This is a genomic window from Hydrogenophaga palleronii (assembly GCF_031457455.1).
GTDB classification, from domain to species: Bacteria; Pseudomonadota; Gammaproteobacteria; order Burkholderiales; family Burkholderiaceae_C; genus Hydrogenophaga; species Hydrogenophaga palleronii_A.
Window position 1 is genome coordinate 142,003 of the sequence record NZ_JAVDWU010000002.1, and the last position, 26,589, is coordinate 168,591.

Consider the following 26,589-nt stretch of genomic DNA (forward strand, 5'->3'; position numbering starts at 1 on the left):
CGCTGTCGCACAGAGTTTAGTGGGAGCGTCCCTTAGGATCAGTGACCTGTTTCAACCTTTCCAGAACGGGACCATAGCCATGGAAACACAGGAACTGCATCGAGGTCGCCTGATCGACCACATCCAGCTTGTTGTGAAGGACCTCCCTGCAAGCCGGGCTTTTTATGAAGCGGTGTTCAAAGTCTTGAAGATACCCATGGGCGGCAGCGGCGAAAACTACTTCTGGGCCGACGAACTTTTTGTTTCCACGGCCGACAGCGAAGCCGCCAATGGCGAACTCACCGGCCGGCATCACATCGCTTTCCAGGCACAAGACCGGGCCATGGTCGATGCCTTTCACCAGGCGGCCCTCGCTGCGGGCGGCAAGGACAACGGTGCGCCGGGTGAGCGCAAGTACCACCCGGGCTATTACGGCGCTTTTGTCATCGATCCCGACGGCAACAACATCGAAGCCGTGTACCACGGCGAAGCCACCCGAAGTGCACCTTCGGTCAAGGTCACGTTCTGAGCCCGTTTCAGTCTTCCAATACCCGCACCTTCACGCTCTTGCCCTTGATGCGCCCGGCGCTGAGCCGGCTGGCGGCCTGCTGGGCGATGTCGCGGTTCACGGCCACGTAGGTTGACCATTCGTTCACGTTGATCTTGCCCACCTGCTCGCGCGTGTAGCCCAGGTCAGCGGTGAGGGCGCCCAGCACGTCACCGGGGCGGATCTTTTCCTTGCGACCGCCCTGGATGTGCAGCGTGACCATGGGCGGCACCAGTGGTTCGTTGCTGGCGGGCTTGAGTTCACTCAAAGGGTGCCACTTCGATTCGCGCCCCTGCATCTGTTCGATCTTGCCCACGCTGCCCATCTCGTCCATGCTGGCCAGGTTGAGGGCCAGACCACTTTCACCGGCGCGACCGGTGCGGCCGATGCGGTGGATGTGCACTTCGGCGTCAGGGGTCACGTCCACATTGATCACAGCGGCCAGGCTGGCGATGTCCAGGCCTCTAGCGGCCACATCGGTGGCCACCAGCACCGAGCAACTGCGGTTGGCAAATCGCACCAACACCTGGTCTCGCTCGCGCTGCTCCAGCTCACCGAACAGCGCCAATGCGCTGATGCCCTGTGCCTGCAGCACGGCCACCAGGTCGCGGCACTGGGCTTTGGTGTTGCAGAACGCGAGCGTGCTCTCAGGCCGGAAGTGGGCCAGCAGCTTGCTGACCGCATCCAGACGCTCGTTCTCGGCCACTTCGTACCAGCGTTGCTCGATCTGTGCGCCGGCGTGCTGCGCCTCCACCTTCACAGTGACGGGGTCGCGCATGAACTGAGCGCTCAGTTTCGCAATGCCATCCGGATAAGTAGCGGAGAACAGCAGGGTCTGGCGCGTTTTGGGGCAGCGCTTGGCCACCGTCACGATGTCGTCAAAAAATCCCATGTCGAGCATGCGGTCGGCCTCATCGAGCACCAGGGTGTTGAGCGCATCGAGTTGCAGGCTGCCGCGTTCCAGGTGATCCATGATGCGGCCTGGCGTGCCCACGACGATGTGCGCGCCGTGTTCCAGTGTCGCCAGCTGTCCGCGCAGCGGCACGCCGCCGCACAGTGTGACCACCTTGATGTTGTCTTCGGCTCGCGCCAGGCGGCGGATTTCGGTGGTCACCTGGTCGGCCAGTTCGCGGGTGGGGCACAACACCAGGGTTTGCACAGCGAAGCGTCGCGGGTTCAGATTCGCAAGCAGGGTGAGGGCGAAGGCGGCGGTCTTGCCGCTGCCGGTCTTGGCCTGCGCAATGATGTCCTTGCCCAGCAGCGCGGGCGGCAGGGCTGCTGCCTGGATGGCCGTCATGGAAAGGTAGCCCAGCTGTTCCAGGTTGGCCAGCATGGCAGGGGAGAGGGGGAGGGTGCCGAAAGCGGTCTGGGATGCGGAAGTCATCCCCGATTATCAGCGGCCTCTGTCTCTCAGATCTGACGCGTGGGTGTGCTCAGTCCGGGATTGTGAAGAAGAAGGTGGCGCCCTTGTCGGGTTGGGCCTCAGCCCAGATGCGCCCACCGTGCCGCGCCAAGATGCGCTGCACGATGCTCAGGCCGATGCCGGTGCCATTGAAGTCCGCGTCGCTGTGCAGGCGTCGGAAAGGGCTGAACAGGTCGTCTGCCAGGGCCATGTTGAAGCCGCAGCCGTTGTCCCGGAGGAAGAACACCTCCTCCCAGTCCTGCAGTTGGCTGCCCAGTTCAATGCGTGTGATCTCCCGCTTGGCACTGAATTTCCAGGCGTTGCGCAGCAGGTTGTCCAGCACGCTGCGCACCAGGGTGGCGTCGCCGCGGACTTTCAACCCAGGCGCAATGGACACGGTAGCCACCCGTTCGGGCTCGGTCTCCATTTGCTGGGCCATGATCTCGCTGGCCAATTCGCTCATGTCGATCTCGGTGCGAATGGGCGTCACCTTCGACAGCCTGGAGAGATTGAGCAAGGCATCGATGAGGTTGCCCATCTGTGTGCTCTTGGCAGAAATCCTGGCCACCAGCTTCACCGCTTCGGGGTTCAGGTTGTCGCGGTATTCGTTCAGCAGCATGGTGCTGAGCCCAGCAATGGCGCGTATGGGTGAGCGCAGATCGTGCGCCACCGAATAGCTGAAGCTTTCCAGTTCACGCAGGGTTTCGCGCAGTTCGATGGTGCGTTCGCTCACCAGGCTTTCCAGGCTCTCGTTGAGCTTTCTAAGGTGCCATTCAGTGTGCTTTCGCTCTGAAATGTCCTGCAACACGCCACTGATGCGTCCGCCAGGCAGCACGCTGGCGTCCACCTTGATCCAGCGCAAGGGTTGCTCGCTGGTCATCAACCGGAATTCCTCGCTGAATTTTTTGAGTGGTCCAAGGACCTCCTGGAAGCGGGCGGCAACGGCTGGGCGGTCTTTTTCGTCGATGCCGGCCAGAAAGTCGTCCAGGGACAGTGGCTGTCCCCCAAGCCGCCCGAGCAACTCTGCCGTGCGGCCATTGATGGTCATGGCCTTGGTCGACGTGTCGAGTTCGAGGATGCCCATGCTGGCCGCATCCAGCGCTTGCTGCAGCAGGCGGCGATTTTCTGCCAGATCCTTTTCCACTGCGTGCCGCTCCAGTGCCATCTGAATGGTGGCATGCAGTTCGCGCTCGGAGAACGGCTTGATCAGGTAGCCGTAAGGCCTCGTCTTGCGCGCTCGCTCCAGCGTGGAGTCTTCCGAATAGGCGGTCAGGTAGATCACCGGTACCGGGTTCGTCTCATTGAGTCGTGCCGCCGCCTCGATGCCATCCATTGCGCCTTCAATGTGGATGTCCATCAGCACCAAGTCGGGTTGACAGCGCGAGACAATGTCCAGACTTTGCTGTCCCGAGACCGCCACGTGCGGGACGTCGTAGCCCAATTGCGCCAGCCGCTGCTGGAGGTTGAAAGCGACGATGCTTTCATCTTCCACGATCAGGATCTTCGTCGGTACGGTCATATCGAAGCACCCAGCTGGAAGTGCAGTGAGAAGCGCGTCGGGTTCGCTCGGTGAATATCCAGCTGGCCGTGTAACTGGCGCGTGAGCAGGTGCACCAGTTGCAGGCCCAACGAACCTGTGTGTAGCAGGTCCAGGCTTTCGGGAATGCCTTGGCCATCGTCGGTGATGGACAGTTGCACATGTTGCTCTTCCATCTGTCGGATATCGACCTGGATCGTCCCTTGGCTGCGCTGGGAGAACCCGTGCTTGAGTGCATTGCTCACGAGTTCATTGACGATCAGTCCACAGGGAATGGCTTCGTTGATGGGCAGCTTCACCTCATTGGCCTGAACGTGGATTGCCACCTGGCTCGACATGGATCCATACGCCTCAGTCAGGCGGGGAAGCAGCTCCCCCAGGAAGCGCTGGAAATCCACCTGCGCGAAGTTCTGCGACTGGTACAGCGTCTGGTGGATCAGCGACATCGAGCGGACCCGGTTCTGGCTGTCCCGCAGCATGCCCACCATTTCGCTGTCGGAACACTTGAGGGCTTGCAGGTCCAGCAGGCTGTGGATGACCTGGAGGTTGTTCTTCACCCTGTGGTGCACCTCGCGCAGCAACAGCTCTTTTTGTGCCAGTGCGTCCTGGATCCGCTTCTCGCTCTGTTTGCGCTCACTCAGGTCGAGGATCACCGAAAGGATCATCGGCCCTTCGTTGGTCTGCACCGGGTTGATGCCGATCTCCACAGGAAACTCACTGCCATCCCTTCGAAGCCCGCTCAGATCGCGACCTGCCCCCATGGGCCGAGCGGTGGTTTCGGCCAGAAACCCCTGGCGATAGCCGGGATGCGCGTGCCGATAGCGGGCCGGGATCAAGGTTTCTACAGGCAGACCGATGAGTTCGGCGCTTGTGTAGCCGAAGGTGGTTTCGGCGAGTTGGTTCAGTCGAGTGATGGCACCGTGTTGGTTGACCACAATCATGGCCACGGGGATGCGATCAAATGCCTCCCCCAGAAACTTGTCGAGTTCGATCCGCCTCTCTGTCATGCCCAGTCCGCCTCTTGGTTATGCATGACATCTTAGGCAAATACTGGGAAAAGACACAAAGCTTTACGTGCTTTTAGGGGAGAGCGCTGAAGGCCATCCCCCAATTGGGGGATGCGTCTGATCGCAGATGCCAAGCTCTTGTATTTCCTGCGCAATGAAGCCTGCAGCCAGGCGCGCCGCTTCGTTGAATGGAGGGCGAAGTCGCGGCGCCGCATGGCGACGGGCAAGCGTCCGGTAGTGGGCCACCGGATTCAGGCTCTCCCGCTCACACAGCCAGGCATACCAGCGGTTGCCCACGGCCACATGACCCACCTCATCACGCAGAATCACGTCGAGGATCTCCACAGCACGCAGTGCTGCAGGCGTGCCCACCTTGCGCAGCCGCGCCTGCATCGGCGGTGTCGCATCGAGCCCTCGCGCTTCCAGCGTGCGCGGCACCAGCGCCATGCGCGCGGTCACATCGTGCTGCGTCTTCACGCACATTTCCCACAGCCCATCGTGGGCGGCGAAGTCACCGTAGTCGTGGCTCAGGCTTTGCAGGTGCTCGCGCAGCAGGCCGAAATGAATCGCCTCTTCATGGGCCACGCACATCCAGTCGCTGTAGTAGGTGGCCGGCATGTCGGCAAAGCGCCAGACCGCATCGAGCGCGAGGTTGACTGGTTTTAATGTAGGTACCGTAAAAAGGCCGACTCGACGCCCTGTAGCGATCTGTGAGTCGGCCTTTGGTTGAAGGGTCTGAGCGGCACAGCTCAGACCAAGGCCGCAGACTGAGCATCCAGAAACAAGAAGGGCTGACATTGAATGTCAGCCCTTCTTGTTTGCTTAGCACGCTATTTCAAGATTGCCAAACGGCAACCAGGTTTCTTTTTTTTGAAGCAGGTGAGCAATCCATGTAGGTCAGGATGCTGACCATCACAACCACGGCAGTCAGCCCCATCGAGACGACGGACGCATAGTTGGCTGCAATTTGGCTGACTTCCAGAATGGACATAGTGAGCCAAATATAGACGAAGTCGGGACCGGTGTGAAGGATCTGAGCGCTACGATCAGCGACATGACGACACTTAGACAGGCGGTGCTTGAACCGTTGTGCCTGACGCAGGCTGATGACAAGGCAGAAGCAGGGCTTTCGCTTGATTTGAATTTGCCTGTGAGCGCAGACCAGCTCGTAGAAGCGCAAGGTGCTGTCCCCGGCAGACCAACGAAACCAATCCTTGTGCCACCGACTGAAGTTAAACAGCGGTCGGTGCATACGCTTGAGGGTAGGGCAACCCTTATTCACGCCATCTGTCATATTGAGCTGAACGCAATCGATTTGGCTTGCGACATCGTTTGGCGTTTTCCGTGTATGCCTGATCTGTTCTATGTCCAATGGGCACAGATCGCCAAAGAAGAAGCACTGCACTTCTCGCTGTTGCGGGACCATCTTCGGCAGATGGGCTACGAGTACGGTGATTTCCCGGCGCACAACGGACTGTGGGAAATGGCTGAGAAAACGAAGGACGACTTGCTAGCCCGCTTGGCGCTTGTACCCAGGACCCTTGAGGCTCGTGGGCTGGATGCGTCACCACCGATCAAGAAGAAGCTTGTCCAAGCGGGTGATGTGCGGGCTGGCGAGATTCTGGATGTGATCCTGCGTGACGAGATCGGCCATGTGGCTGTCGGCAACCGGTGGTTCGGCTACCTATGTGAACAGCGGGACCTTGATCCGGTTCAGACCTACGCAGAACTTGCCGAGAAGTACGACGCCCCGAGACTGCGTGGTCCGTTCAATCTGGATGCCAGAAGACAAGCTGGCTTCAGTGAAGTTGAACTAAAAGCACTACAAGGTTGAACGAAAGAATTAATGTAGTTCTTTTGGTTAGGTTTTAACAACGAGGTTGATGGCGTTGAATTCGATGTGGGTGACGGCGTGCAGCAGCGCGGCCAGGCCTTCGGGAGTGAAGGGTGAGCGCTGGGGCCCCGCCGTCGGGGCAATGAGGTGGGGCTTCGTGGGGCGGCCGGGCAGCAGGGCCCCGGCTTCGGGTTCAAGGCGGGCGGAGGGGTCCAGCGTGGTGTTGCCCATCTGCATGGCTTCGAACAGCACATGGGTGGCCAGCACCTTCGCACCCGGGTCCTTCATGCACAACGCACGCAGGGCCTCCGTGCGCAGAGAAACCGGAGCGGGCGTGGAAATGGCTTGCATCCCTACAATTCTAGGTTTCGCGACAGGAGACCCCACATGGCAATTTACGAACTCGATGGTGTTGCGCCGCGCATGGCCGAATCTGCCTGGGTGGCCGACAGCGCGCAGGTGATGGGCAATGTGGTGTTGTCCGAGGACAGCAGTGTCTGGTTTGGCGCTACGCTGCGGGGCGATACCGAGACCATCACAGTCGGGCGCGGCAGCAATGTGCAGGACGGCAGTGTGATGCATGCCGACATCGGCTACCCCCTGACTGTGGGCGAGAACGTCACCATAGGCCACATGGTGATGCTGCACGGCTGCACCATCGGCGATGAATCGCTGATCGGCATTGGCGCCACCGTGCTCAACGGGTCGGTCATCGGCAAGAACTGCCTCGTGGGCGCAGGGTCGCTGGTGACGGAAGGCAAGACCTTCCCGGACGGCAGCATGATCATGGGCAGCCCCGCCAAAGTGGTGAAAACGCTCACACCGGAGCAGATCGAAGGCTTGCGGCGCAGCGCACAACACTATGTCGAAAACGCGCAACGCTACCGCGCCGGCTTGAAAAAGATCGGCTGACCCCCAGTTGCTTCAGCTTGATTTAGAAAGACCGTTTTGTCCGAACTCCACAAATTCATGTTTGAAGGCCTGCCGGTGCGCGGCATGCTGGTGCGCCTGACCGATGCCTGGCAGGACATCCTTCGCCGGCGTGAGCAGGCCGGCGGCTACCCGGCGGCAGTGACCGAATTGCTGGGCGAAATGACCGCAGCGGCCACGCTGATGCAGGCCAACATCAAGTTCGAAGGCGCACTGATCATGCAGATCATGGGCGACGGACCGGTGAAGCTGGCCGTGGCCGAAGTGCAGCCCGACCTGAGCCTGCGCGCCACTGCCACGGTGGTGGGCGAGGTGGCCACCGATGCACCGCTGTCGCACATGGTCAATGTGAACAACGAAGGCCGCTGCGCGATCACGCTTGACCCCAAGGACCGCGTTCCCGGCCGCCAGCCTTATCAAGGCGTGGTGCCGCTGTTTGGCGACCGGCGCGAAAAACTGGAAAAGCTCAGCGAGGTCATCGAGCACTACATGCTGCAAAGTGAGCAGCTCGACACCCGTCTGGTGCTCGCAGCCAACGACAAAGTTGCGGCCGGCTTGCTGATCCAGCGCCTGCCCCTGCAGGGCGAGGGCAACCTCGCCGGCAGTGGCGTGATGCGCAGCGATGAAGACGAGATCGGCAGGAACGAAGACTACAACCGCATTTCGATCCTGGCCGCCAGCCTCAAGCGCGAGGAGCTGCTGGAACTGGACGCCGACACCATCCTGCGCCGTCTGTTCTGGGAAGAAGACGTGCGCCACTTCGACCCCATGGTCGGCGGCGAAGGCCCCCGTTTTGCCTGCACCTGCTCCCGTGAACGCGTGGGCAGCATGCTGCGCAGCCTCGGCCAGGAAGAGATCGAATCCATCCTGGCCGAGCAAGGTCAAGTGGAAGTGGGGTGTGACTTCTGTGGCGCACAGTACCTCTTTGACCCGGTGGATGCAGCGCAAGTGTTCCTGCAACCGGCAAGCCAAGCCCCCGGATCACCAGGGGTGCATTGAGCACCTCTCCGGCGCGACGTGCCTCAATCCAGGCACACCGAAGATCCGGCTTTGCCGGTCAGAGGTGTGGTCCCCCTTCGGGGGGAAGACGCGAAGCGGCGCAGGGGGGCTGCTCAATCACTTCCAATATGTCGTAGCAGGCGCCCATGGTGTGGTAGTCCACCTTGCCCGCCGGGCTCTTCTCATCGCTGATCTTGCTGTTGTCGGCGCGCAGGATACGCCACCAGGCGCCGTGTTCATGGTCCACAAAATGCGCCCAGGCGTAGGCCCAGAGCCGGTCGTAGTGCGTCCAGTACGCTGACTCATCAGTGGCTGCTGCCAGACGTGCTGCGGCAGCCAGTGATTCGGCCTGCACCCAGAAGTACTTGTGATCGTCGCAAACCTGACCGTCCGGACCAAAGCCGTAGAACAGGCCCCCGTGCACCGGGTCCCAGGCTCGCTCCATGGCCGTGTCGAAAAAATGGCGGGCCAGGGGAATAAGGTCGGCTCTGGCGCGGCGCTCATTGAGCAACAGCAGCAGCTTGGCCCATTCGGTGAGGTGCCCTGGCTGGAAACCCCAGGGCCGGAAGATGTTGCTGCTGTCGTGGCGGTTGTAGTCCCAGTCCACCGACCAATCGGCCCGGTAGTGCTCCCACACCAATCCTTCTGCCAGGGCAGCCTGCCGGATGCAGATGTGGTCGGCCAGGGTTTGTGCACGGTCCAGGTAGCGGGTCTCGCCCGTGGCGTCGAAGGCAGCCAGCAGGGCTTCGCACAGGTGCATGTTGGCGTTCTGTCCGCGGTAGCCGCTCAGGCGCCAGTCTGCGGTGGCCTCGTCGGCGTACAGCCTGTGCGCGGGTTCCCAGAAGTGCCGCTCCAGCAGTTCGAAGGTTTCTGCGATGCCGCCGTGTGCTTCGGGCAGGCCGGCCATGTGGGCGTGTGCATGGGCCAGCAGCACGAAGGCCAGGCCGTAGGCGTGGTTCGTTCCGTCCGTCACTGTTTTTTGGCCGTCGCGCCAGTTCAGCTGCCAGGCGTAGCCGCCGCTCGATTCATCGCGGTGAGCGCGGCGAAGGAAATCAAAAGCGTGAGCCAGGCCTTGGGCGTGTGAAGGTTGCCCGGCGTCTGAAGCCAAGCCGTTCCGCACCGCCATGGCGTAGGTGTAGACGAAGCGAGTGCTGCTCACCAGGTGACGCGTGTGCGGGTCGTACACCGTGCCGTCGTCGCGAAAGAAGTGGAACATGCCGCCGCTGGGGTCGAAGGCGCGCGGGTGATAGAAGGCCATGCAGTCGCTGATATGCGCCTTCAGGAAGGCGGGTGAGCGAAAGTCGGGCAGCGGGTGTTGGGGCGTCATGGTCAATGCCTCAAGGGCGCGTTTTTTTTGAGCAAGGCGGTGAAGAGACGGTGTTCGCAGTCTGGGTCGCTGCATTTTTCACAGTTCCAGGTCACCCGCCCTTGGGCCAGGGTGGGGTCGCTGTCGACCAGGGAGCATCCAAGCAGCGGGCCCATGACCGACAAGGCTTGGTGCAGGCGCGCATCGCCCCGACCATAGACCGTTTGAAACGGCAGACCTGCTGCCTGCAGTTCGCGGCGAAGAAGGGTGTCAATCGCGTCTCGGATCGCAGGACTCTCCCTGAAAAGTCCGTCTGGCATCCAAGGCAGGTCCAGGCCCATGAGCAGATGCAAGTGGTAGCCACGCTGATGCGCAATGGCACCGGGCCACAAAGTGTTGTCGTTGAAGTACAGCTCGCTGTAGGCCGCGATCACCAGCGGCGTGGTGTCGGCAATCACCACATCCGGTGCAGGCTGGGCCTGGGTGGCTGCCACGATGAGGTGGTGTTGCTCCACGGCCAGCGCGGCCTGCTCATGCGCTTGTGGCGCGCGTCCCGCCAGCGTGCACCACTGGCGCAGGTTTTCCGGCACACAGATCGCGTGCAGGGACGTGTGTTGAACAAGGTGCTGTCGGAGCGACCGGGCCAGCGAGGTTTTGCCGGTGGACTCGCCACCCAGCAGGGTCACGATCAGCGTCACTGCCCGCGCTGCGCGAACTGAACAAAGATTTCGTTGGGCTTGACCATGCCCAGGTCGTGCCGCGCCAGTTCTTCGACCATGCCCAGGCCTTCCTGCAGATCGCGCACTTCGTTGGCCACCTGGTCGTTGCGCAACTGCGCTTCGCGGTTTTCTTTTTCCTGTGTGAGCAGTTGCTGCTTCAGGCTCGTCACCTGCGGCACACTGCCCCGTCCGAACCACAGTTGCGCGTGCAGCACCAACAGCAGTCCGAGGAGCAGGGCAGGGATAAGGCGGTGGCCCATATGGCGCGAGTCTATCGCTCAGGTTGAGCGAATGCCAGGAGCGCCGTCCAGCACACATCGTGGAACCGGCTTTGCCGGGCCACTGATGTGGTCCCCCCTTCGGGGGGAAGACGCGGAGCGACGCAGGGGGACGCCATCACTTTAAGTTGTAGAAAGCGTCGCGGCCCGGGTACACCGCCACTTCGCCGAGGTCTTCCTCGATGCGCAGCAGCTGGTTGTACTTGGCCATGCGGTCCGAGCGCGAGAGCGAACCGGTCTTGATCTGGCCAGCGTTGGTGCCCACGGCGATATCGGAGATGGTGCTGTCTTCGGTTTCGCCCGAGCGGTGCGAGATCACGGCGGTGTAGCCTGCGCGTTTGGCCATTTCGATGGCGGCGAACGTTTCGGTCAGGGTGCCGATCTGGTTGATCTTGATCAGGATCGAGTTGGCAATTGACTTGTCGATGCCTTCTTTCAGGATCTTGGTGTTGGTGACGAACAGGTCGTCGCCCACCAGCTGCACTTTTGTTCCCAGGCGCTCGGTGAGCACCTTCCAGCCGTCCCAGTCGCCTTCGGCCATGCCGTCTTCGATGCTGATGATGGGAAACTTGTCGACCCAGGTGGCCAGCATGTCGGTCCATTGCTCGGCGCTCAGGGACACGCCGCCTTCGCCTTCCAGCACGTACTTGCCGTCCTTGTAGAACTCGCTGGCGGCGCAGTCCAGGCCCAGGGCGATCTGTTCGCCGGCGGTGTAGCCGGCTTTGTCGATGGCTTGCAGGATCAGCTGCAGAGCGGCTTCGTGGTTCTCCACGGAAGGGGCAAAGCCCCCTTCGTCGCCCACGGCGGTGCTGATGTGCTTGTCGTGCAGGATGGCCTTGAGGGCGTGGAAGACCTCGGCACCCCAGCGCAGGGCTTCGCGGAAGCTCGGTGCGCCCACAGGAATGATCATCAGTTCCTGCAGGTCCAGCGAGTTGTTGGCGTGTGCGCCACCGTTGATGATGTTCATCATCGGCACCGGCATTTGCACCGCGCTCATGCCACCGAAGTAGCGGTACAGCGGCAGGCCGGCCTCTTCGGCCGCCGCACGGGCCACGGCCATGGACACGGCGAGCATGGCGTTGGCGCCCAGGCGACCCTTGTTGTCGGTGCCGTCGAGGTCGATCAGGGTCTTGTCCAGGAAAGCCTGTTCGGACGCGTCCAGGCCCAGCACGGCTTCGCTGATTTCGGTGTTGATGTTCTCTACCGCCTTGAGCACGCCCTTGCCCAGGTAGCGGGACTTGTCGCCGTCACGCAGTTCGATGGCTTCCCGCGAGCCGGTGGAGGCGCCCGATGGCACAGCCGCGCGGCCCATCACGCCGCTTTCCAGCAGCACGTCGCATTCGACGGTGGGGTTGCCCCGGCTGTCCAGGATTTCGCGGCCAACGATGTCAACAATTGCACTCATGTGTGTTTTCCTGTTTGAAGGTTCAAAAAGATCAAGATGGCCAGAGCGCCACCACAATGGACGCTACGGCGGCAAAGACGATGGGCGTGCCGACGACTGCGGCGATGGTGCCCACCAATAGGCACAGATTGGGTCCGTCGGGTGGCGGGCACACATAACGGTCCAGCAAAGGGGTCGCGTACTGGAGCGCCAGCCACAGACCCAGCAGGGCGGAACCAATTGCCCCTAACCCCATGCCGGCCAGGCGCTTCATTGCACGCCCTCCACCAGGACGAGGTTGAAAAAATCGGTGGCACCTTCGCGCTTGGCGCGGGCCTGCCGGTACAGCTCACTGTCGTAGAAGGCCTTGGCCTGCTCGAAGCTGGGGAAGCGCAACATGGCCAGCCGTGCCGGTTGCCAGTCGCCTTCCAGGGTTTCGAAGCGTCCGCCGCGCACCAGGTACTCACCGCCAAAGGCCGCCACGGCGGCCGGTGCGTCGGCCATGTACTGCTTGTACTGCTCCATGTCGGAGATCTGCATGTTGACAATGATGTACGCGGCTGCCATGGGTTCGGGTTCCGGTAGGCGCTTCAGTTGAAGCTGTCTTCAAGAAAGGGATGCTTTTTGGCCACGGTGTCGAGCGCGACCAGCGTCTCCAGCAGCGCCTTCATGTGCTTGAGCGGCACCGCATTGGGGCCGTCGCTCAAGGCCTTGGCCGGGTCTGGGTGGGTTTCCATGAACAGCCCGGATACGCCCACGGCCACCGCGGCACGAGAGAGCACCGGCACCATTTCGCGCTGGCCACCGCTGCTGGTGCCTTGCCCACCAGGCAGTTGCACGCTGTGGGTGGCGTCAAACACCACCGGTGCACCTGTCTCGCGCATGATGGCCAGGCTGCGCATGTCACTCACCAGGTTGTTGTAGCCAAAGCTGGCGCCGCGCTCGCAGGCCATGAAGTTGTCTTCGTTCAGGCCCGCTTCCTTCGCGGCAGCACGCGCCTTGTCGATCACGTTTTTCATGTCGTGCGGCGCAAGGAACTGGCCCTTCTTGATATTCACCGGCTTGCCGCTCTGAGCGACAGCCCGGATGAAATCGGTCTGGCGGCACAGGAAGGCGGGCGTCTGCAGCACATCGACCACGCGCGAGGCGTCGGCGATGTCTTCTTCGCTGTGCACATCGGTCAGCACCGGCACACCCAGTTCCTTCTTGATCTTGCCCAGGATCTCCAGCCCTTTGTCGCGACCCGGGCCACGGTAGCTGGTGCCGCTGCTGCGGTTGGCCTTGTCAAAGCTGCTCTTGAAAATGAAGGGAATGCCCAGGCTGGCGGTGATTTCCTTGAGGGTGCCGGCCGTATCCATCTGCAACTGTTCGGACTCGATCACGCAGGGGCCCGCGATCAGGAAGAAAGGCTGGTCCAGTCCGACGTCGAAGCCGCAGAGTTTCATGATGATTGCTTTCAGGCCGGCACAGCCTGTCGGCTTTGCTGGTGTTCAACCGCCGCCTTGATGAAGGCGTTGAAGAGCGGGTGGCCGCTCCAGGGCGTGGACTTGAATTCCGGGTGGAACTGCACGCCGATGAACCAGGGGTGTTCCGACTGGGGCAATTCGACGATTTCCGTGAGTTGCTCGCGCTGAGTGAGGGCGGAGATCACCAGGCCGGCTGCACGCAACTGATCGAGGTAGTTCACGTTGGCCTCGTACCTGTGGCGGTGGCGCTCGGTGACGATATTGCCGTAGATGCTGTGCGCCAGGGTGCCGGGTTGCACGTCGGAGCTCTGTGCGCCCAGGCGCATGGTACCGCCCAGGTCGGAGCTGGCGCTGCGTTTCTGGATGCTGCCGTCGGCGTCTTTCCACTCGGTGATGAGCGCGATCACCGGGTGCGGCGTGTTCGGGTCGAATTCGGTGCTGTTGGCGTGGGTGAGGCCGGCCACATGGCGCGCATATTCGATGGTGGCCACCTGCATGCCCAGGCAGATGCCCAGGTAAGGCACCTTGTGCTCACGGGCAAAGCGGGCGGTGGCGATCTTGCCCTCCACCCCGCGCATGCCAAAACCCCCGGGCACCAGAATCGCGTCGTAGCGGGCCAGGCGTTCCGATGCGTCGCCTTCGATGGTTTCGGAGTCGACGTGCTCGATCTTCACGCGCACGTGGTTGCGCATGCCGGCGTGGCGCAAGGCCTCGTTGACCGACTTGTAGCTGTCGGACAGGTCGACGTACTTGCCCACCATGGCAATGGTGATTTCGCCCTGCGGGTGCTCGGTCTCGTACACCAGTTCGTCCCAGCGCTTGAGGCTGGTGGGCGGCGTGTTCAGGCGCAGCTTGTCGCAGATCAGGCCGTCCAGGCCCTGCTCGTGCAGCATGCGCGGCACCTTGTAGATGGTGTCCACGTCCCACATGCTGATCACGCCCCATTCGGGCACGTTGGTGAACAGCGAAATCTTGGCGCGTTCTTCTTCAGGAATGCGGCGGTCGGCGCGGCAGAGCAGGGCGTCGGCCTGGATGCCGATCTCGCGCAGCTTCTGTACGGTGTGCTGTGTGGGCTTGGTTTTCAGCTCGCCGGCGGCAGCGATCCAGGGCAGGTAGGTCAGGTGCACGAAGGCCGCGTTGTTCGGCCCCATGCGCAGGCTCATCTGGCGCACGGCTTCCAGGAAAGGCAACGACTCGATGTCGCCCACAGTGCCACCGATTTCCACTATCGCCACATCCACCGCGTCTGGCGTGCCGATGCCGGCACCGCGCTTGATGAATTCCTGGATTTCATTGGTGACGTGCGGGATCACCTGCACCGTCTTGCCCAGGTAGTCGCCCCGGCGCTCCTTCTCCAGCACCGACTGGTAGATCTTGCCGGTGGTGAAGTTGTTGGTCTTTTTCATGCGCGTTTCAATGAAACGCTCATAGTGGCCCAGGTCCAGGTCGGTCTCGGCGCCGTCGTCGGTCACGAAGACCTCGCCGTGCTGGAAGGGCGACATGGTGCCCGGATCCACGTTGATGTACGGGTCGAGCTTGATGAGGGTGACTTTGAGGCCGCGGGATTCAAGAATCGCGGCCAGAGATGCTGACGCAATGCCCTTGCCTAAAGAGGACACCACGCCGCCGGTGACGAACACAAATTTGGTCATGTCTCGGGCGAGCCTGTCGCTCGCTGGAGGTGGAAATGCCGATTATAGAGGGGGGACGCTGGCGCCCCGGGGCCGGTTACCCCTGCTTGCAGGCCTTGGCCGGATGCCAGCAAGGGCACGGTCCCTCTGCTACATTGCCGCCATGAATGACCTGGCTGGCAAACACATCGTCCTGGGGCTCTCGGGTGGCATCGCCTGCTACAAGGCGGCTGAACTGTGCCGGGCGCTGATCAAGCAGGGGGCCACGGTGCAGGTGGTCATGACCGAGGCTGCCGAACAGTTCATCACACCGGTGACCATGCAGGCCCTCTCCGGGCGGCCGGTGTTCACTTCGCAGTGGGATGCGCGCACCTCGGCTGGCATTGACAACAACATGCCGCACATCAACCTCAGCCGCGAGGCCGATGCGATTTTTGTGGCGCCTGCGAGTGCGGACTTCATGGCCAAGCTGCTGCACGGCCGGGCCGACGACCTGCTCAGCCTGATGTGCCTGGCCCGGCCTATTGATCAGGTGCCGCTGATTCTGGCGCCTGCGATGAACCGCGAAATGTGGGCCCACCCGGCCACCCAGCGCAATGTGGCCCAGCTGCGCCAGGATGGCGCTACCGTGCTCGACGTGGGTGCCGGTGACCAGGCCTGCGGCGAAACCGGTGACGGCCGCATGCTGGAGCCCGACGAACTGCTGTACGAACTGGTGCGCTTTTTCACGCCCAAGGTGCTGGCGGGCCAGCATGTGCTGATCAGCGCCGGGCCCACCTTTGAAGCCATCGACCCGGTGCGGGGCCTGACCAACCTCTCCAGCGGCAAGATGGGTTTTGCCATTGCCCGCGCGGCGCACGAGGCCGGCGCGCACGTGACGCTGGTGGCCGGCCCCGTGAGTTTGCCCACGCCGCGCGGGGTGGGTCGTATCAACGTGAAGTCGGCGTTGAACATGCAGAAGTCGCTCCATGTGCTGAGCCAGAACGCGACGATTTTCATTTCTGCTGCCGCCGTGGCCGACTGGCGCCCGGCCGAAGCGACCGACCAGAAGATCAAGAAAGACGGCTCTGGTGCCGTGCCCACCCTCGCGTTTGTAGAGAATCCGGACATCCTGGCCGACATTGCCAGCAGCCCGCGCGCCCGCGAGCACAAACTCTACTGCGTGGGCTTCGCCGCCGAAAGCCACGACCTGCTGGCCCATGCCCAGGCCAAGCGCGAACGCAAGGGCGTGCCCTTGCTGGTGGGCAACATCGGGCCCGATACGTTTGGTCAGGACGACAACGCGCTGCTGCTGGTGGACGAGCAGGGCGCTACCGAGTTGCCGCGGGCGCCCAAGCTGGCGCTGGCGCGCCAGCTGGTGGCTGAAATTGCACGTCGCCTGCCGGCTTGAGTTTCTTCTACCGCCACCAGGGCAGCAGGCGTTTCATGGCCGCCACTTCACCGCAGTGATCGGGCGCATAGCCGGGCAGTTCGGCCAGGCGCTTTCCCCATGACGGGCTGCGCAACAGCGCGAGCAACTGCTTCACCGGGGCCTGATCGAGCGCGGATTTGAGGCCCACCAGCAGGTAGCGCTCTTCGGTGAGCGGCACGAAATCCAGCCCTGCTTCGCGCGCAGCGTACTCGGTGCCCAGCCCGGCATCGGCAGACCCGCTGGCCACCGCCTGTGCCACGGCGGCATGCGAAGCCTCCACGTTGTCAAACCCGTCGATGTCCTGCGGCAACAGCTGGCTCTGTTCCAGCAGTTCGTCCAGCAGCAGGCGCGTGCCTGTGCCCTTGGCGCGGTTCACGAACCTGGCCTGAAGCCGAGCCACGTCTTGCATGTTCCTCAGGCGCAGCGGGTTGCCAGGCGCCACCATCAGGCCTTGTGATCGCCGCGCAAACCCGATGATCTTGTGCGATCCGGGTTTGAGCAGCGGCCGGTAGGTGCGGGCACTGAGGCTGTTGGTGTCGGCGAACGGCTGGGTGTGAAAGCCGGCGAGCTGGCAGCGTCCTTCGTTCAGGGCACGGATTGCGTCCACACTGCCGCAGAAACGCAGATCCAGGTGCAGCGCCTGCCTCAATGAGTCAGCCTGTTGAGGGCCCCATCCAGCGGCCATGTCCTGCAAGGCGTTGAGGGCATGGTCGTGGCTGGCGTAAAGGGTGAGCAGACTCTTGGACCCGGCCTCGGAGGCGGGTTCAAAGGCTTGCGCAAACGCGCGTTCGAGCTCGGCTCGCAAGTGCTCCATCTGCGGTCCCAGCCGGGCTTGTGCCAACCGCTCTGCCATGAGCAGCCGCTGACCAAAAGGGCTGAGCAGGGCCGCCTGACCACGCTCCCACACGATCAGCTCCTGGCCCAACTCGGCTTCCCACTGCTTGAGTTGTCCCCACACGTGCCGGTACGACAGGCCAAGGTGCCGCGCCGCAGCAGAAATCGAGCCGTGGCTGCGCACTGCGTGCAGCACATCCATCATGGGGTTGCGCAACATGGCCGCCGAGTCTGACTCACCTGTTCGCTGGTGGTGCAGTGCGTAGGAAAGCTCGACTTTTCTCATGGGCGCGAGTGTGCCTCAAGGTCTGACATATGCAAAAACATGCCTATGTTGGCGTGTTCATACCGCGTCTTCACGTACTTCCCAGCAAGTCTTTGAGCGGTATGCTGAGCCGCGCCATGAACACCTTCTCTGACAGTATCGCCACTGCCTTTCAACTGGTGCTTTCCGGCGACCCAGGTCTGTGGCTGGTGGTGTGGCGCTCGCTCGCGGTCAGCTCCACCGCATGCCTGATTGCCTGCGGAGCCGGCGTGGTGCTGGGAGCCTGGTTGGCTGTGTCGCGCTTTGCTGGGCGTGGCATGTTGCTGACCCTGCTGAACACCGCGCTGGCCGTGCCTTCCGTGGTGGTCGGCCTGGTGGTCTACCTGCTGCTTTCCCGCTCAGGGCCGCTGGGCTTTCTGGGGTGGCTGTTCAGCTTCCAGGCGATGGTGGTGGCACAGGCCTGCCTGGTGTTGCCGCTGGTGACCGCGCTCACCCGCCAGGTGGTGGAAGACGCCGATCGCAGCCATGGCGAGCAACTGGCCTCGCTGGGTGCGGGCAAAGCGAGTCGCAGCCTGTTGCTGGTCTGGGACGAGCGCTACGCGCTGCTCACCGTGTTGATCACGGCGTTTGGCCGCGCCATTTCCGAAGTGGGTGCCGTGATGATAGTGGGCGGCAACATTGAAGGCTTCACCCGTGTGATGACCACCGCCATCGCTCTGGAGACCAGCAAAGGCGACCTTCCGCTCGCCCTGGGTCTGGGTCTGGTGCTGCTGGCGGTGGTGCTCTTGCTCAACGCGCTGGTGGCTGGGCTGCGCCGTTGGCGCGAGCGGGCGGACAGCGCGCAGACGGCCTTGCCCGGGGCGGTGTCAGCATGAGCGGCTTGCCGGTGGCGACCCACGCGTCGCAGGTGCCAACGGTGTGCTTCGATTTGCGCAATGTACAGGTGCACCTGGGCACTGCAGGGCGCCTGCATGCGCTAAGCGACATCTACCTGCGCGTTCAGGCCGGCGAGCGAGTGGCCTTGGTGGGGGCCAACGGCAGCGGCAAGAGCACCTTGCTTCGCACCCTGCATGGGCTGCAGCGAGCCAGTGGCGGCGAGGTTCACCGCGCATCGACCCTGCGCATGGCCATGCTGTTTCAGCGCCCGCACATGTTGCGCCTGAGCGTGCTTCGCAACATCGTGCTGGGCTTGTGGTTGCAGGGTGTTCCCTGGCGCGAAGCGCGCGAGCGGGCACAGGTAGCGCTGGCGCGTGTGGGTATGACCCATCTGGCCGAGCGCAATGCACGGGCGCTCTCCGGTGGGCAGCAGCAGCGTCTGGCGCTGGCGCGAGCCTGGGCATTGAGGCCCGATGTGTGGTTGCTGGACGAACCCACCGCCAGCCTTGACCCACACGCCAAACGCGAAGTGGAAGCCTTGATTGCCGAATTCACGCAGGGCGCTGCATCAGAAGGCAAAGAGGCGGCAGGTCGCCCCCCCACGCTGGTGTTCAGCAGCCACAACCTGGGTCAGGTCAAGCGCCTGGCCAGTCGGGTGATCTATCTGGAGCAGGGCCAGTTGCTGGCCGATCTGCCTGTTACCGATTTTTTCAACCACGACCTACTGCGTGCCCTGTGCCCGCAGGCCCATTTGTTTGTTCAAGGAGAAAGCTTGTGAATGCATTCCGCCGTTTGACCCTCGCTGCCGTGTTCGGTACCGCCGTGCTGGCCAGCGCCGGCGCCATGGCACAAAGCATCGTGGTGGCTTCCACCACGTCCACCGAACAGTCTGGCCTGTATTCTTTCCTGCTGCCCGAATTCAAGAAGGCCAGCGGCATTGATGTGAAAGTGGTGGCGCTGGGCACCGGCCAGGCCATCGACATGGCGCGTAGGGGGGATGCCGACGTGCTGTTCGTGCACGACAAGGTGGCGGAAGAGAAGTTCGTGGCCGATGGGTTTTCGGCCAAGCGACAGGAGGTCATGTACAACGACTTCGTGCTGGTGGGCCCCAAGACCGATCCGGTGGGTACCAAGGGCAGTGACGTCGTCAGTGCACTCAAGAAGATTGCCAGCGCCAATGCCGAGTTCATTTCACGTGGCGACAAGAGCGGCACCCACGCGGCTGAACTGCGCTTCTGGAAGATGACCGATACCGATGCCAACAAGGGAACGGGCTACAAGGAATGCGGCTGTGGCATGGGGCCGGCGCTGAACATCGCCTCCAGCAGTGGTGCATACGCCTTGACCGACCGCGGCACCTGGCTCAACTTCAAGAACCGGGGAGAAATGACGGTGCTGGTTGAGGGCGACAAGCGTCTGTTCAACCAGTACGGCGTGATGCTGGTGAGCGCGGCCAAGCATCCGCAGGTGAAAGCCGCCGAAGGCCAGAAGTTCGTGGACTGGGTGACTGGCGACGCAGGGCAGAAGGCTATTGCGTCTTACAAAATTGGTGGCGAGCAGCTGTTCTTCCCGAACGCCACCTCAGCAGCCCGCTGACTTCACTTCATCCCTCGGTAGGCCGAAGGCGTGAGCCCCACCGATTTGCGGAACTGGCGCGTGAACGAGGCCTGGTCGGCGTAGCCACACGCCAGGGCAATCTCGCTGATCGGGTCCCGGCCGTGGCGCAGCAAGTCGCACGCCCGCTCGATGCGCGCCCGGATCACGTATTGACCTGCCGTCACGCCAAACAGGCCACGGATGCGCTGGTCCAGTTGGAACACGGAAAGGCCCGCCAGGGCCGCGAGTTCTTCCAGATGCAATGGTGAGTCCAGGTGCTGTGCGACATGCTCGACGACCCGCGAGACCGCAGCGGTCTCGTTTGTTGAACCCATGGGCTGCTGGATGTCGCGCGACAGACCGGCCAGCCCGACGATGTGGCCTTGTGGGTCGGTGATCGCCACCTTCCATGTGAGGCACCAGCCAGGTTTGCGGTTGCTGTACAGGTGCAGCTCCAGCTGAGCGTTGATCGCAGGACCACCTTGCAAAACGCGCTGGTCCTGCTGCGAGAACCCGGAGCCCAGCGGGAGCGGGAACACCTGCTCCGCCGTCTTGCCGATCAGCTCCGCCTTGTGCTCGAAGCCGCAGCGCTTGACCAGGGTGTGGTTGACCGCTGTGTAGCGCCCCTGCGCGTCTTTCAGAAAGAACACGGTATCGGGCACGTGGTCGAACAGCAGGTCGCCCCGGAACAAGCCCTGGGCGATCAGGAACCCTGGTGACAGGGGTGCTGGCAGAGAAACATCCATGGCATTCAGGGCCCGAGGGTTTGTGCAATTTCCCCAGTCGGCACCCCACTTTCCAACAAGACGTGGAGCGCCCAAGCTGCGAGACTGCCGGCAGCTTAACAGTCACCGACAGTCACTTGAACGGAGCACACGAACCATGAACAGCAGCATTTTCAGCGGCACGATCCCCGCCTTGATGACCCCTTGCACGCCCGACCGGCAGCCGGACTTCGATGCCCTGGTCCAGACCGGCCGAGACCTTGTTGAGGCCGGCATGTCGGCCCTGGTGTACTGTGGCTCGATGGGCGACTGGCCTTTGCTGAGCGACGAGCAGCGCATGGAAGGTGTCGAGCGGCTGAGCAAGGCCGGCCTGCCCGTGATCGTGGGCACCGGGGCGCAGAACACGGCGCGCGCCTGCGCGCTGGCCGCGCACGCCAAGGCCTGTGGCGCCCAGGGGCTGATGATCATTCCCCGCGTGCTGTCGCGCGGCAACTCGGCGGCGGCCCAGCGCGCCCACTTTGCCGACATCCTGAGCGCGGCGGTCGACCTGCCCAGCGTGATCTACAACAGCCCCTACTACGGCTACGAAACCAAGGCCGACCTGTTCTTCGAACTTCGCTCGCGTTTTCCCCATCTGGTCGGCTTCAAGGAGTTCGGCGGCGCGGCCTCCTTGCGCTACGCGGCGGAGCATATCACCTCGCGCGATGAAGGGGTGACTCTGATGGTCGGGGTGGACACGCAGGTGTTCCACGGCTTTGTCAACTGCGGCGCCCAGGGCGCCATCACCGGCATTGGCAACGTGCTGCCCCAAGAGGTGCTGCACCTGGTGGCCTTGTGCGAGCAGGCGGCCCGTGGCGACGTGCTGGCCCGCCAGCAGGCGCAAGAGCTGGAGGCGGCGCTGGCGGTGCTGTCGTCTTTTGATGAAGGCGTGGACCTGGTGCTGTACTTCAAGCACCTGATGGTGCTGCAGGGCCACAAGGCTTACAGCTTGCACTTCAACCCCAGCGATGCGCTGTCGGACAGCCAGAAGAACTACGCCACGAGCCAGCTTGAGCTCTTCAAACGCTGGTACGCCAGTTGGCTGGGGAGGGCCTGACCATGGCACCGAACATGACGCGGATCGAGATGCAGGTCATCGACTCCCATACCGAGGGTGAGCCCACGCGCCTGGTGGTGGCTGGCGGGCCACCGCTGGGCAACGGCCCCCTGAGCGAACGCAAGGCCCTCTTTGCCCGCGACTTTGACCACTACCGGGCCCTGGCCGCCAACGAACCGCGCGGCTACGACGCGGTGGTCGGCGCCTTGCTGTGTGAACCGGTGGACAGCAACTGCGCCGTCGGCCTGATCTTCTTCAACAACACCGGCTACCTGGGCATGTGTGGCCACGGCACCATTGGCGCGGCCGTCACGCTCGCCCACATGGGCCGCATCGCGCCCGGTGTGCACCGCTTCGAAACACCGGTCGGCGTTGTGAGCGTGCACCTCCGCTCCGCCAACGAGGTGACGATCCAGAACGTCGAGAGCCTGGTGTTCCGGCGCGACGTGGCGATCGACGTGCCGGGCCTGGGGCGGATCGTGGGCGATGTCGCCTGGGGGGGCAACTGGTTCTTCCTGTGCCACAGCACGCCTTGCGAGCTGACGCTGCAGAACATTGGCGAACTCACCCGCCAGGCCGAGGCCGTCAAGGCCGTGCTGGTGCGCGAAGGCATCACCGGGCGTGACGGTGCCGAGATCGACCACATCGAGTTCTTCGGCCCCGCGGTGGCCGCCGACGCGCACAGCCGCAACTTCGTGCTGTGCCCCGGAGGCGCCTACGACCGCTCTCCGTGTGGCACCGGCACCAGCGCCAAGCTGGCCTGCCTGGCCGCGGCCGGCAAGTTGCAGCCGGGCCAGACCTGGGTGCAGGAAAGCGTGATCGGTAGCCGCTTCGAGGCCAGCTACCAGGCCACCGAACACGGCGTCATCCCCAGCATCACCGGCCGCGCCTACGTCACCGCCGAAGCGCGGCTGATCGCCGACCCGGCCGATCCCTTGCTGCCCGCGGCGTTTCGTTCGGTGAGTTCGCCCGACGCATGAGTTCAAACTTCAGCCCCGAGCCCGCACCCGCCGACGTGGCGGTGGTGGGCGCCGGCATCATTGGCCTGTCGGTGGCGATGCATCTGGTGGCCCAGGGCCGTTCGGTGCTGCTGATTGACCGCAAAGGCATTGCCCAGGAAACCAGCGCCCAGAACGCCGGCGCGCTGGCCTTTTCCGACATCCTGCCCCTGGCCTCACCGCGCATCCTGCGCCAGGCGCCGCGCTGGCTGCTCGATCCTCTGGGCCCGCTGTCCATCCGTCCGGGTTACGCGCTCCAGATGCTGCCCTGGCTGGCGCGCTTCGGCCTGGCCAGCCGGCCTTCGGCTTACCGGGCGAGCCTGCAGGCGCAGACGCAGCTGATGCGACTGGCCGCGCCCGCGTTTCACACCATGCTGGCGCGCGCGAAGGCTTCGCACATGATCCACCAGGACGGCTCCTTGCAAGTCTATGAAAGCGATGCGGAGTTCCAGTCGAACCTCGCGGGCTGGCAGTTGCGCGCCGAAGCGGGCATTGCCTTCGAGCACGTGAAAGGGGAGCGTTTGCGGGCGTTGCAACCGGGCTTGGCCAATTCCATCGTGGCGGGCACCTTCGTGCCGCACTGGGAAACCGTGAGCGACCCGTTTGAAGTGGCCTCGGCGCTGGGGCGCCATGTGATGCAGTCGGGCGCTGCCTGGCGGCAGGCGGAGGTGCGGTCCATCGCGCTGCGCCGTGGCGGTGTGGAACTGCGGTTCGCGCAGGGCAGCGCCGTTCATGCAAAGCAGGCGGTGATCGCCACCGGCGCATGGTCGCGCCATCTCGCGGCCCAGCTGGGGGATGCCATTCCGCTGGAAACCGAACGCGGCTACAACACCACGCTACCGCCCGGGGCGTTCGACCTCAAGCGCCAGATCATCTTTGGCGCCCACGGCTTTGTGGTCACCCCGCTGTCCACCGGCATCCGCGTGGGCGGTGCGGTGGAGCTGGGGGGCCTCAAGCTGCCGCCCAACTTCGAGCGATCGGCCCACATGCTGGGCAAGGCTGCGCGCTTGCTGCCGGGGCTGCGCACCGAGGGCGGCACGCAATGGATGGGGTACCGCCCCTCGCTGCCAGACTCCTTGCCGGTCATCGGACACGCCACGGCGAGCCGGCAGGTGGTGTACGCGTTCGGGCACGGGCATTTAGGCCTGACCCAAAGCGCCGCCACGGGGCATCTGGTGGCCCAGTTGCTGGCGGATCAAAGCCCTTCCATCGCACTCGAGCCGTTTCGGCCAGACCGCTTTCGTTGGCAGGACGCCGGCCTGTGCTAGGGTGCTGAACCATGCGAATCGTGCACCGAACCCTGTTGTTGGTCCTGGTCGTCGTGCTGGTGGGTCTGGCCTGGTACCAGCCGCTGGATCAGCTGGCCGTGGCCCATTCCGAAGCCGGGTTGAAGCGTGCGCTGGCTGCGTTCGCTACCGCACGAGGCCTCAACGCCGTGATCTCGGTCATTCAGGGCACCGAAGTCACGGGCGGCGCGTTCGTCAACGTCACCCTGGCGCTGGGGCAGGTGCTGGACCCGGTCAACGACCTGATCGAGCAGTTCGCCAAGCTGATGCTGGTGGTCAGCGTGGTGTTTGGGGTGCAGCTGTTGTTGATGCAGATGGGTGCGACCTGGCTGGTGTCGCTTTTGCTGACCGTGTTGCTGGTGGGCTGGGCGTGGCTGAAGCTGAGGCAGGGAGCCGCGCCTCCCTGGGTGGGTCGGCTGCTGATGGCGCTCCTGATCGTGCGGTTTCTGGTCCCGGTGGTCGCGATCACCAGCGAGCTCAGTCATCGGGTCTTCATGGCCGACAAGTACGCGGCCAGCCAGCAGGCCATTGAATTGTCGACGGCCGAACTGGGCGCCCTGGGCAGCGGCACGGGTTCCAGCACGCCCTGGTGGGACCTGCGCGAGAAGCTGGGGGAAAAAATCGAAGAACTCAAGCGCGATGCCGAGCGGGTGGTGTCGCACGTGATCGACCTGATCGTGGTGTTCGTTGCACAGACCATTGTGCTGCCCCTGTTGGTGCTGCTGGGGGTATGGTGGGGCTGGCGTGCCATTTCCACGCCCGGATGGGGCGGCCGGCGCCCCGTTGATGGCGAAACCCCATCTGGCGTGTAGACGCCACGGAAACGTTCGTATCGCACACCTGGGGGAAGCCGGCCAGCGCCAGTTCATGCCGCGCTTGTGACTTTCATGTTTCTGCCGCCATACTGATTGCGTACCGGATTTCCATCAACATTCACCAAGGAGTACTTCATGGGACTTTTCAACAACATTCTCGAAAAACTGGGCATCGGCAGCGCCAAGGCCGACCCCGTTCCCGCGCCCGCGCCTGCCACCGCGGCCCCGGCACCAGCTGCCGCCCCCGCTGCGGTTGCCGCACCCGCCCCGGTGGCTGCCCCCGCCGTGGCGTCCATCACCATGGTCGACGTGGTCGCACAGATGGAAAAGCGCGCCGCGGCCAACCCGCAGAAGCTCAACTGGCGCACCTCCATCGTCGATCTGCTCAAGCTGCTCGACATGGACAGCAGCCTGGCCGCCCGTAAGGAACTGGCCAAGGAGCTCTATTGCCCCGACGAGCTGATGGCCGACTCGGCCAAGATGAACATGTGGCTGCACAAGAACGTGCTGGCGCACATTGCGGCCAATGGCGGCAACATTCCGAAAGAGTTGCTGGACTGAGGCTGGGGCCGCTGGCCAAAGCTGCCCAGTTGCGGGTGGGGCATTTCGACCTGCAACTGGTGCTCGGACAGGGCCTGTGGGCGTCGGGTGTGCAGCGATTGCCGTCGGTGGGTACGCCCACACCACGCGGAAGAGCGACTGGCGAAGCGGCGCAGTGGGAGACAGGTCGTCGTCCATGCGGAACATCGGGCCACTACTGGCGAGGTCGCGACGCCTCAATCTCCTCTGAGAGGCCTGAGCTACCACATGGGATGACGTACCGCCAGCGATTCGATTCAAGGTTCGGCAAAGCCATAGAGCTTTGCCGGGTTGTCCTTCAATATCCTCGGCTGAAAATTCTTTGGCGTCCAACTTTGAAACAGACGCAGCAGTTGCAGGGCGCTCGGCTTTTGTCCATAAGGCTTGGTGTGGGGCCAGTCTGAACCCCATATCAGGCGATCAGGGCGAGCATCGATCAGAGACTCATGAATGGAGCGCACGTTCGCGAACTCGGGAGCCTGGTTCGATAAGTTCGCGATGCCGGACAGTTTGATCCACACCTGGCCCAGCGACAGCAATCCCCGCATTGCTCGAATGCCGTCGTGATCAGGCCCGAGATCGGCCGGTGCGCGGCCCATGTGGTCGATGACGATGGATATGTCGGCGTTGGCCAACTGATCGGCGATGCCTGGCAGCAGCCGGCTGTCGGTGAACAACTGCAGATGGAGGTTGTGGTCTCGCAGCCGCTGCAACAGTTGCTGGAACGCCGAGAACCTCACAAAGCCACCCCCGCAGCGCGGATCACCTTCTTCGAAGTGCGCCATCCGAACACCCTTGACACCAGCGGCAGTCAATCGATTCAACGCCGCGTCGTCCACATCGATGTCAACGGCCGCCACCCCGACCAACCGGTTTGGCGTCTGCCCCAAAGTGCGCAACAAGACCCTGTTGTCTGTACCGTAAAAGCTGGGTTGAACCACCACGCCGTGTGTGACTCCCACGGGTTCCAGAGTTGCCTTCCAGTCATCGAGGGATGCGGGCTCAGGCGTATAGGAACGCCCTGCCACCATCGGGGAGTCATCGGCCGGTGCGACGACGTGAAAGTGACAATCGATGATCACAGTGTTG

29 protein-coding genes and 1 pseudogene are annotated in these 26,589 nt (G+C 63.2%); 13 read left to right on the plus strand and 17 right to left on the minus strand.

Features of this window, described 5'->3' with window-relative positions; all coding sequences use genetic code 11:
- Positions 1-79: 79 nt before the first annotated feature.
- The gene (locus J2W49_RS05250; RefSeq protein WP_310312552.1) at positions 80-508 is read left to right on the plus strand and encodes a VOC family protein; all 429 of its coding nucleotides are present in this window, start codon (positions 80-82) and stop codon (positions 506-508) included.
- Between the two features lie 7 nt (positions 509-515).
- Here J2W49_RS05250 and dbpA read toward each other — a convergent pair whose 3' ends face one another.
- The 5 genes and pseudogenes from dbpA to J2W49_RS05275 all read right to left on the minus strand — a co-directional run bounded on the left by dbpA (position 516) and on the right by J2W49_RS05275 (position 5,463).
- Complete coding sequence (gene dbpA / locus J2W49_RS05255; RefSeq protein WP_310312555.1) at positions 516-1,910, minus strand: ATP-dependent RNA helicase DbpA; 1,395 nt, start codon at positions 1,908-1,910, stop codon at positions 516-518.
- Between the two features lie 49 nt (positions 1,911-1,959).
- Positions 1,960-3,447, minus strand: coding sequence for a sensor histidine kinase (locus tag J2W49_RS05260; protein ID WP_310312559.1), 1,488 nt, complete (start codon positions 3,445-3,447; stop codon positions 1,960-1,962).
- A complete protein-coding gene (locus J2W49_RS05265; protein ID WP_310312563.1) occupies positions 3,444-4,472 on the minus strand; it encodes a sensor histidine kinase in 1,029 nt (342 codons plus the stop codon). The genes J2W49_RS05260 and J2W49_RS05265 overlap by 4 nt, the downstream gene beginning before the upstream one ends.
- Positions 4,473-4,535: 63 nt before the next feature.
- Positions 4,536-5,129 (minus strand): annotated as a pseudogene (locus J2W49_RS05270) (ferritin-like domain-containing protein); the annotation flags it as partial.
- Between the two features lie 178 nt (positions 5,130-5,307).
- A complete protein-coding gene (locus tag J2W49_RS05275) occupies positions 5,308-5,463 on the minus strand; it encodes a hypothetical protein (protein WP_310312565.1) in 156 nt (51 codons plus the stop codon).
- A 63-nt stretch (positions 5,464-5,526) separates the two neighbouring features.
- Between J2W49_RS05275 and J2W49_RS05280 the strand changes: the two genes are divergently transcribed.
- Positions 5,527-6,306: a ferritin-like domain-containing protein gene (locus J2W49_RS05280; protein WP_310312568.1), complete on the plus strand. Its 780-nt coding sequence runs from the start codon at positions 5,527-5,529 to the stop codon at positions 6,304-6,306.
- Positions 6,307-6,333: 27 nt separating this feature from the next.
- On the opposite strand, the gene J2W49_RS05285 is transcribed toward J2W49_RS05280, so the two are convergent.
- The gene (locus J2W49_RS05285; protein WP_310312571.1) at positions 6,334-6,657 is read right to left on the minus strand and encodes a DUF455 family protein; all 324 of its coding nucleotides are present in this window, start codon (positions 6,655-6,657) and stop codon (positions 6,334-6,336) included.
- A gap of 36 nt (positions 6,658-6,693) precedes the next feature.
- Between J2W49_RS05285 and J2W49_RS05290 the strand changes: the two genes are divergently transcribed.
- Positions 6,694-7,218, plus strand: coding sequence for a gamma carbonic anhydrase family protein (locus J2W49_RS05290; protein ID WP_310312574.1), 525 nt, complete (start codon positions 6,694-6,696; stop codon positions 7,216-7,218).
- 36 nt (positions 7,219-7,254) lie between these two features.
- A complete protein-coding gene (hslO, locus tag J2W49_RS05295) occupies positions 7,255-8,235 on the plus strand; it encodes an Hsp33 family molecular chaperone HslO (protein WP_310312577.1) in 981 nt (326 codons plus the stop codon).
- A gap of 58 nt (positions 8,236-8,293) precedes the next feature.
- Here the strand turns inward: hslO and J2W49_RS05300 are convergent, their stop codons facing one another.
- The 8 genes from J2W49_RS05300 to J2W49_RS05335 all read right to left on the minus strand — a co-directional run bounded on the left by J2W49_RS05300 (position 8,294) and on the right by J2W49_RS05335 (position 15,040).
- Positions 8,294-9,562, minus strand: coding sequence for an AGE family epimerase/isomerase (locus J2W49_RS05300; protein ID WP_310312579.1), 1,269 nt, complete (start codon positions 9,560-9,562; stop codon positions 8,294-8,296).
- A gap of 2 nt (positions 9,563-9,564) precedes the next feature.
- The gene (locus J2W49_RS05305) at positions 9,565-10,239 is read right to left on the minus strand and encodes an ATP-binding protein (protein WP_310312582.1); all 675 of its coding nucleotides are present in this window, start codon (positions 10,237-10,239) and stop codon (positions 9,565-9,567) included.
- Positions 10,236-10,520, minus strand: coding sequence for a septum formation initiator family protein (locus tag J2W49_RS05310; RefSeq protein WP_310312584.1), 285 nt, complete (start codon positions 10,518-10,520; stop codon positions 10,236-10,238). Before J2W49_RS05310 ends, J2W49_RS05305 begins: the two co-directional genes overlap by 4 nt.
- 136 nt (positions 10,521-10,656) lie before the next feature.
- Positions 10,657-11,943 carry a phosphopyruvate hydratase gene (gene eno / locus J2W49_RS05315; protein ID WP_310312587.1) on the minus strand — a complete coding sequence of 429 codons (1,287 nt, stop codon included), beginning with the start codon at positions 11,941-11,943 and terminating at the stop codon, positions 10,657-10,659.
- Between the two features lie 31 nt (positions 11,944-11,974).
- Positions 11,975-12,196: a hypothetical protein gene (locus tag J2W49_RS05320; RefSeq protein WP_310312589.1), complete on the minus strand. Its 222-nt coding sequence runs from the start codon at positions 12,194-12,196 to the stop codon at positions 11,975-11,977.
- Positions 12,193-12,489: a DUF1330 domain-containing protein gene (locus J2W49_RS05325; RefSeq protein WP_310312591.1), complete on the minus strand. Its 297-nt coding sequence runs from the start codon at positions 12,487-12,489 to the stop codon at positions 12,193-12,195. The genes J2W49_RS05320 and J2W49_RS05325 overlap by 4 nt, the downstream gene beginning before the upstream one ends.
- Before the next feature lie 23 nt (positions 12,490-12,512).
- Positions 12,513-13,367, minus strand: coding sequence for a 3-deoxy-8-phosphooctulonate synthase (kdsA, locus tag J2W49_RS05330; protein ID WP_310312594.1), 855 nt, complete (start codon positions 13,365-13,367; stop codon positions 12,513-12,515).
- Positions 13,368-13,378: 11 nt separating this feature from the next.
- Complete coding sequence (locus tag J2W49_RS05335) at positions 13,379-15,040, minus strand: CTP synthase (RefSeq protein WP_310312597.1); 1,662 nt, start codon at positions 15,038-15,040, stop codon at positions 13,379-13,381.
- A gap of 142 nt (positions 15,041-15,182) precedes the next feature.
- Between J2W49_RS05335 and coaBC the strand changes: the two genes are divergently transcribed.
- Positions 15,183-16,409: a bifunctional phosphopantothenoylcysteine decarboxylase/phosphopantothenate--cysteine ligase CoaBC gene (coaBC, locus tag J2W49_RS05340; RefSeq protein WP_310312600.1), complete on the plus strand. Its 1,227-nt coding sequence runs from the start codon at positions 15,183-15,185 to the stop codon at positions 16,407-16,409.
- Between the two features lie 7 nt (positions 16,410-16,416).
- On the opposite strand, the gene J2W49_RS05345 is transcribed toward coaBC, so the two are convergent.
- Entirely contained in the window at positions 16,417-17,550 is a 1,134-nt protein-coding gene (locus J2W49_RS05345; protein WP_310312603.1) for a substrate-binding domain-containing protein, read from the minus strand.
- A 116-nt stretch (positions 17,551-17,666) separates the two neighbouring features.
- Between J2W49_RS05345 and J2W49_RS05350 the strand changes: the two genes are divergently transcribed.
- The 3 genes from J2W49_RS05350 to J2W49_RS05360 all read left to right on the plus strand — a co-directional run bounded on the left by J2W49_RS05350 (position 17,667) and on the right by J2W49_RS05360 (position 20,001).
- Entirely contained in the window at positions 17,667-18,404 is a 738-nt protein-coding gene (locus tag J2W49_RS05350) for an ABC transporter permease (protein ID WP_310312606.1), read from the plus strand.
- A complete protein-coding gene (locus tag J2W49_RS05355) occupies positions 18,401-19,183 on the plus strand; it encodes an ABC transporter ATP-binding protein (protein ID WP_310312608.1) in 783 nt (260 codons plus the stop codon). The genes J2W49_RS05350 and J2W49_RS05355 overlap by 4 nt, the downstream gene beginning before the upstream one ends.
- A 65-nt stretch (positions 19,184-19,248) precedes the next feature.
- Entirely contained in the window at positions 19,249-20,001 is a 753-nt protein-coding gene (locus J2W49_RS05360) for an ABC transporter substrate-binding protein (RefSeq protein WP_310313744.1), read from the plus strand.
- Positions 20,002-20,003: 2 nt separating this feature from the next.
- Here J2W49_RS05360 and J2W49_RS05365 read toward each other — a convergent pair whose 3' ends face one another.
- The gene (locus tag J2W49_RS05365) at positions 20,004-20,747 is read right to left on the minus strand and encodes an AraC family transcriptional regulator (RefSeq protein WP_310312612.1); all 744 of its coding nucleotides are present in this window, start codon (positions 20,745-20,747) and stop codon (positions 20,004-20,006) included.
- Between the two features lie 136 nt (positions 20,748-20,883).
- Between J2W49_RS05365 and J2W49_RS05370 the strand changes: the two genes are divergently transcribed.
- The 5 genes from J2W49_RS05370 (at position 20,884) to J2W49_RS05390 (ending at position 25,482) form a co-directional block, all read left to right on the plus strand.
- Entirely contained in the window at positions 20,884-21,822 is a 939-nt protein-coding gene (locus J2W49_RS05370; protein ID WP_310312615.1) for a dihydrodipicolinate synthase family protein, read from the plus strand.
- Between the two features lie 2 nt (positions 21,823-21,824).
- Complete coding sequence (locus J2W49_RS05375; RefSeq protein WP_310312618.1) at positions 21,825-22,802, plus strand: 4-hydroxyproline epimerase; 978 nt, start codon at positions 21,825-21,827, stop codon at positions 22,800-22,802.
- The gene (locus J2W49_RS05380; RefSeq protein ID WP_310312621.1) at positions 22,799-24,088 is read left to right on the plus strand and encodes an NAD(P)/FAD-dependent oxidoreductase; all 1,290 of its coding nucleotides are present in this window, start codon (positions 22,799-22,801) and stop codon (positions 24,086-24,088) included. Before J2W49_RS05375 ends, J2W49_RS05380 begins: the two co-directional genes overlap by 4 nt.
- Before the next feature lie 11 nt (positions 24,089-24,099).
- Positions 24,100-24,918 carry a hypothetical protein gene (locus J2W49_RS05385; RefSeq protein WP_310312625.1) on the plus strand — a complete coding sequence of 273 codons (819 nt, stop codon included), beginning with the start codon at positions 24,100-24,102 and terminating at the stop codon, positions 24,916-24,918.
- A gap of 138 nt (positions 24,919-25,056) precedes the next feature.
- Positions 25,057-25,482 carry a DUF3597 domain-containing protein gene (locus J2W49_RS05390; RefSeq protein WP_310312628.1) on the plus strand — a complete coding sequence of 142 codons (426 nt, stop codon included), beginning with the start codon at positions 25,057-25,059 and terminating at the stop codon, positions 25,480-25,482.
- Between the two features lie 275 nt (positions 25,483-25,757).
- Here the strand turns inward: J2W49_RS05390 and J2W49_RS05395 are convergent, their stop codons facing one another.
- Positions 25,758-26,582 carry an amidohydrolase family protein gene (locus tag J2W49_RS05395; RefSeq protein ID WP_310312631.1) on the minus strand — a complete coding sequence of 275 codons (825 nt, stop codon included), beginning with the start codon at positions 26,580-26,582 and terminating at the stop codon, positions 25,758-25,760.
- Positions 26,583-26,589: the final 7 nt, after the last annotated feature.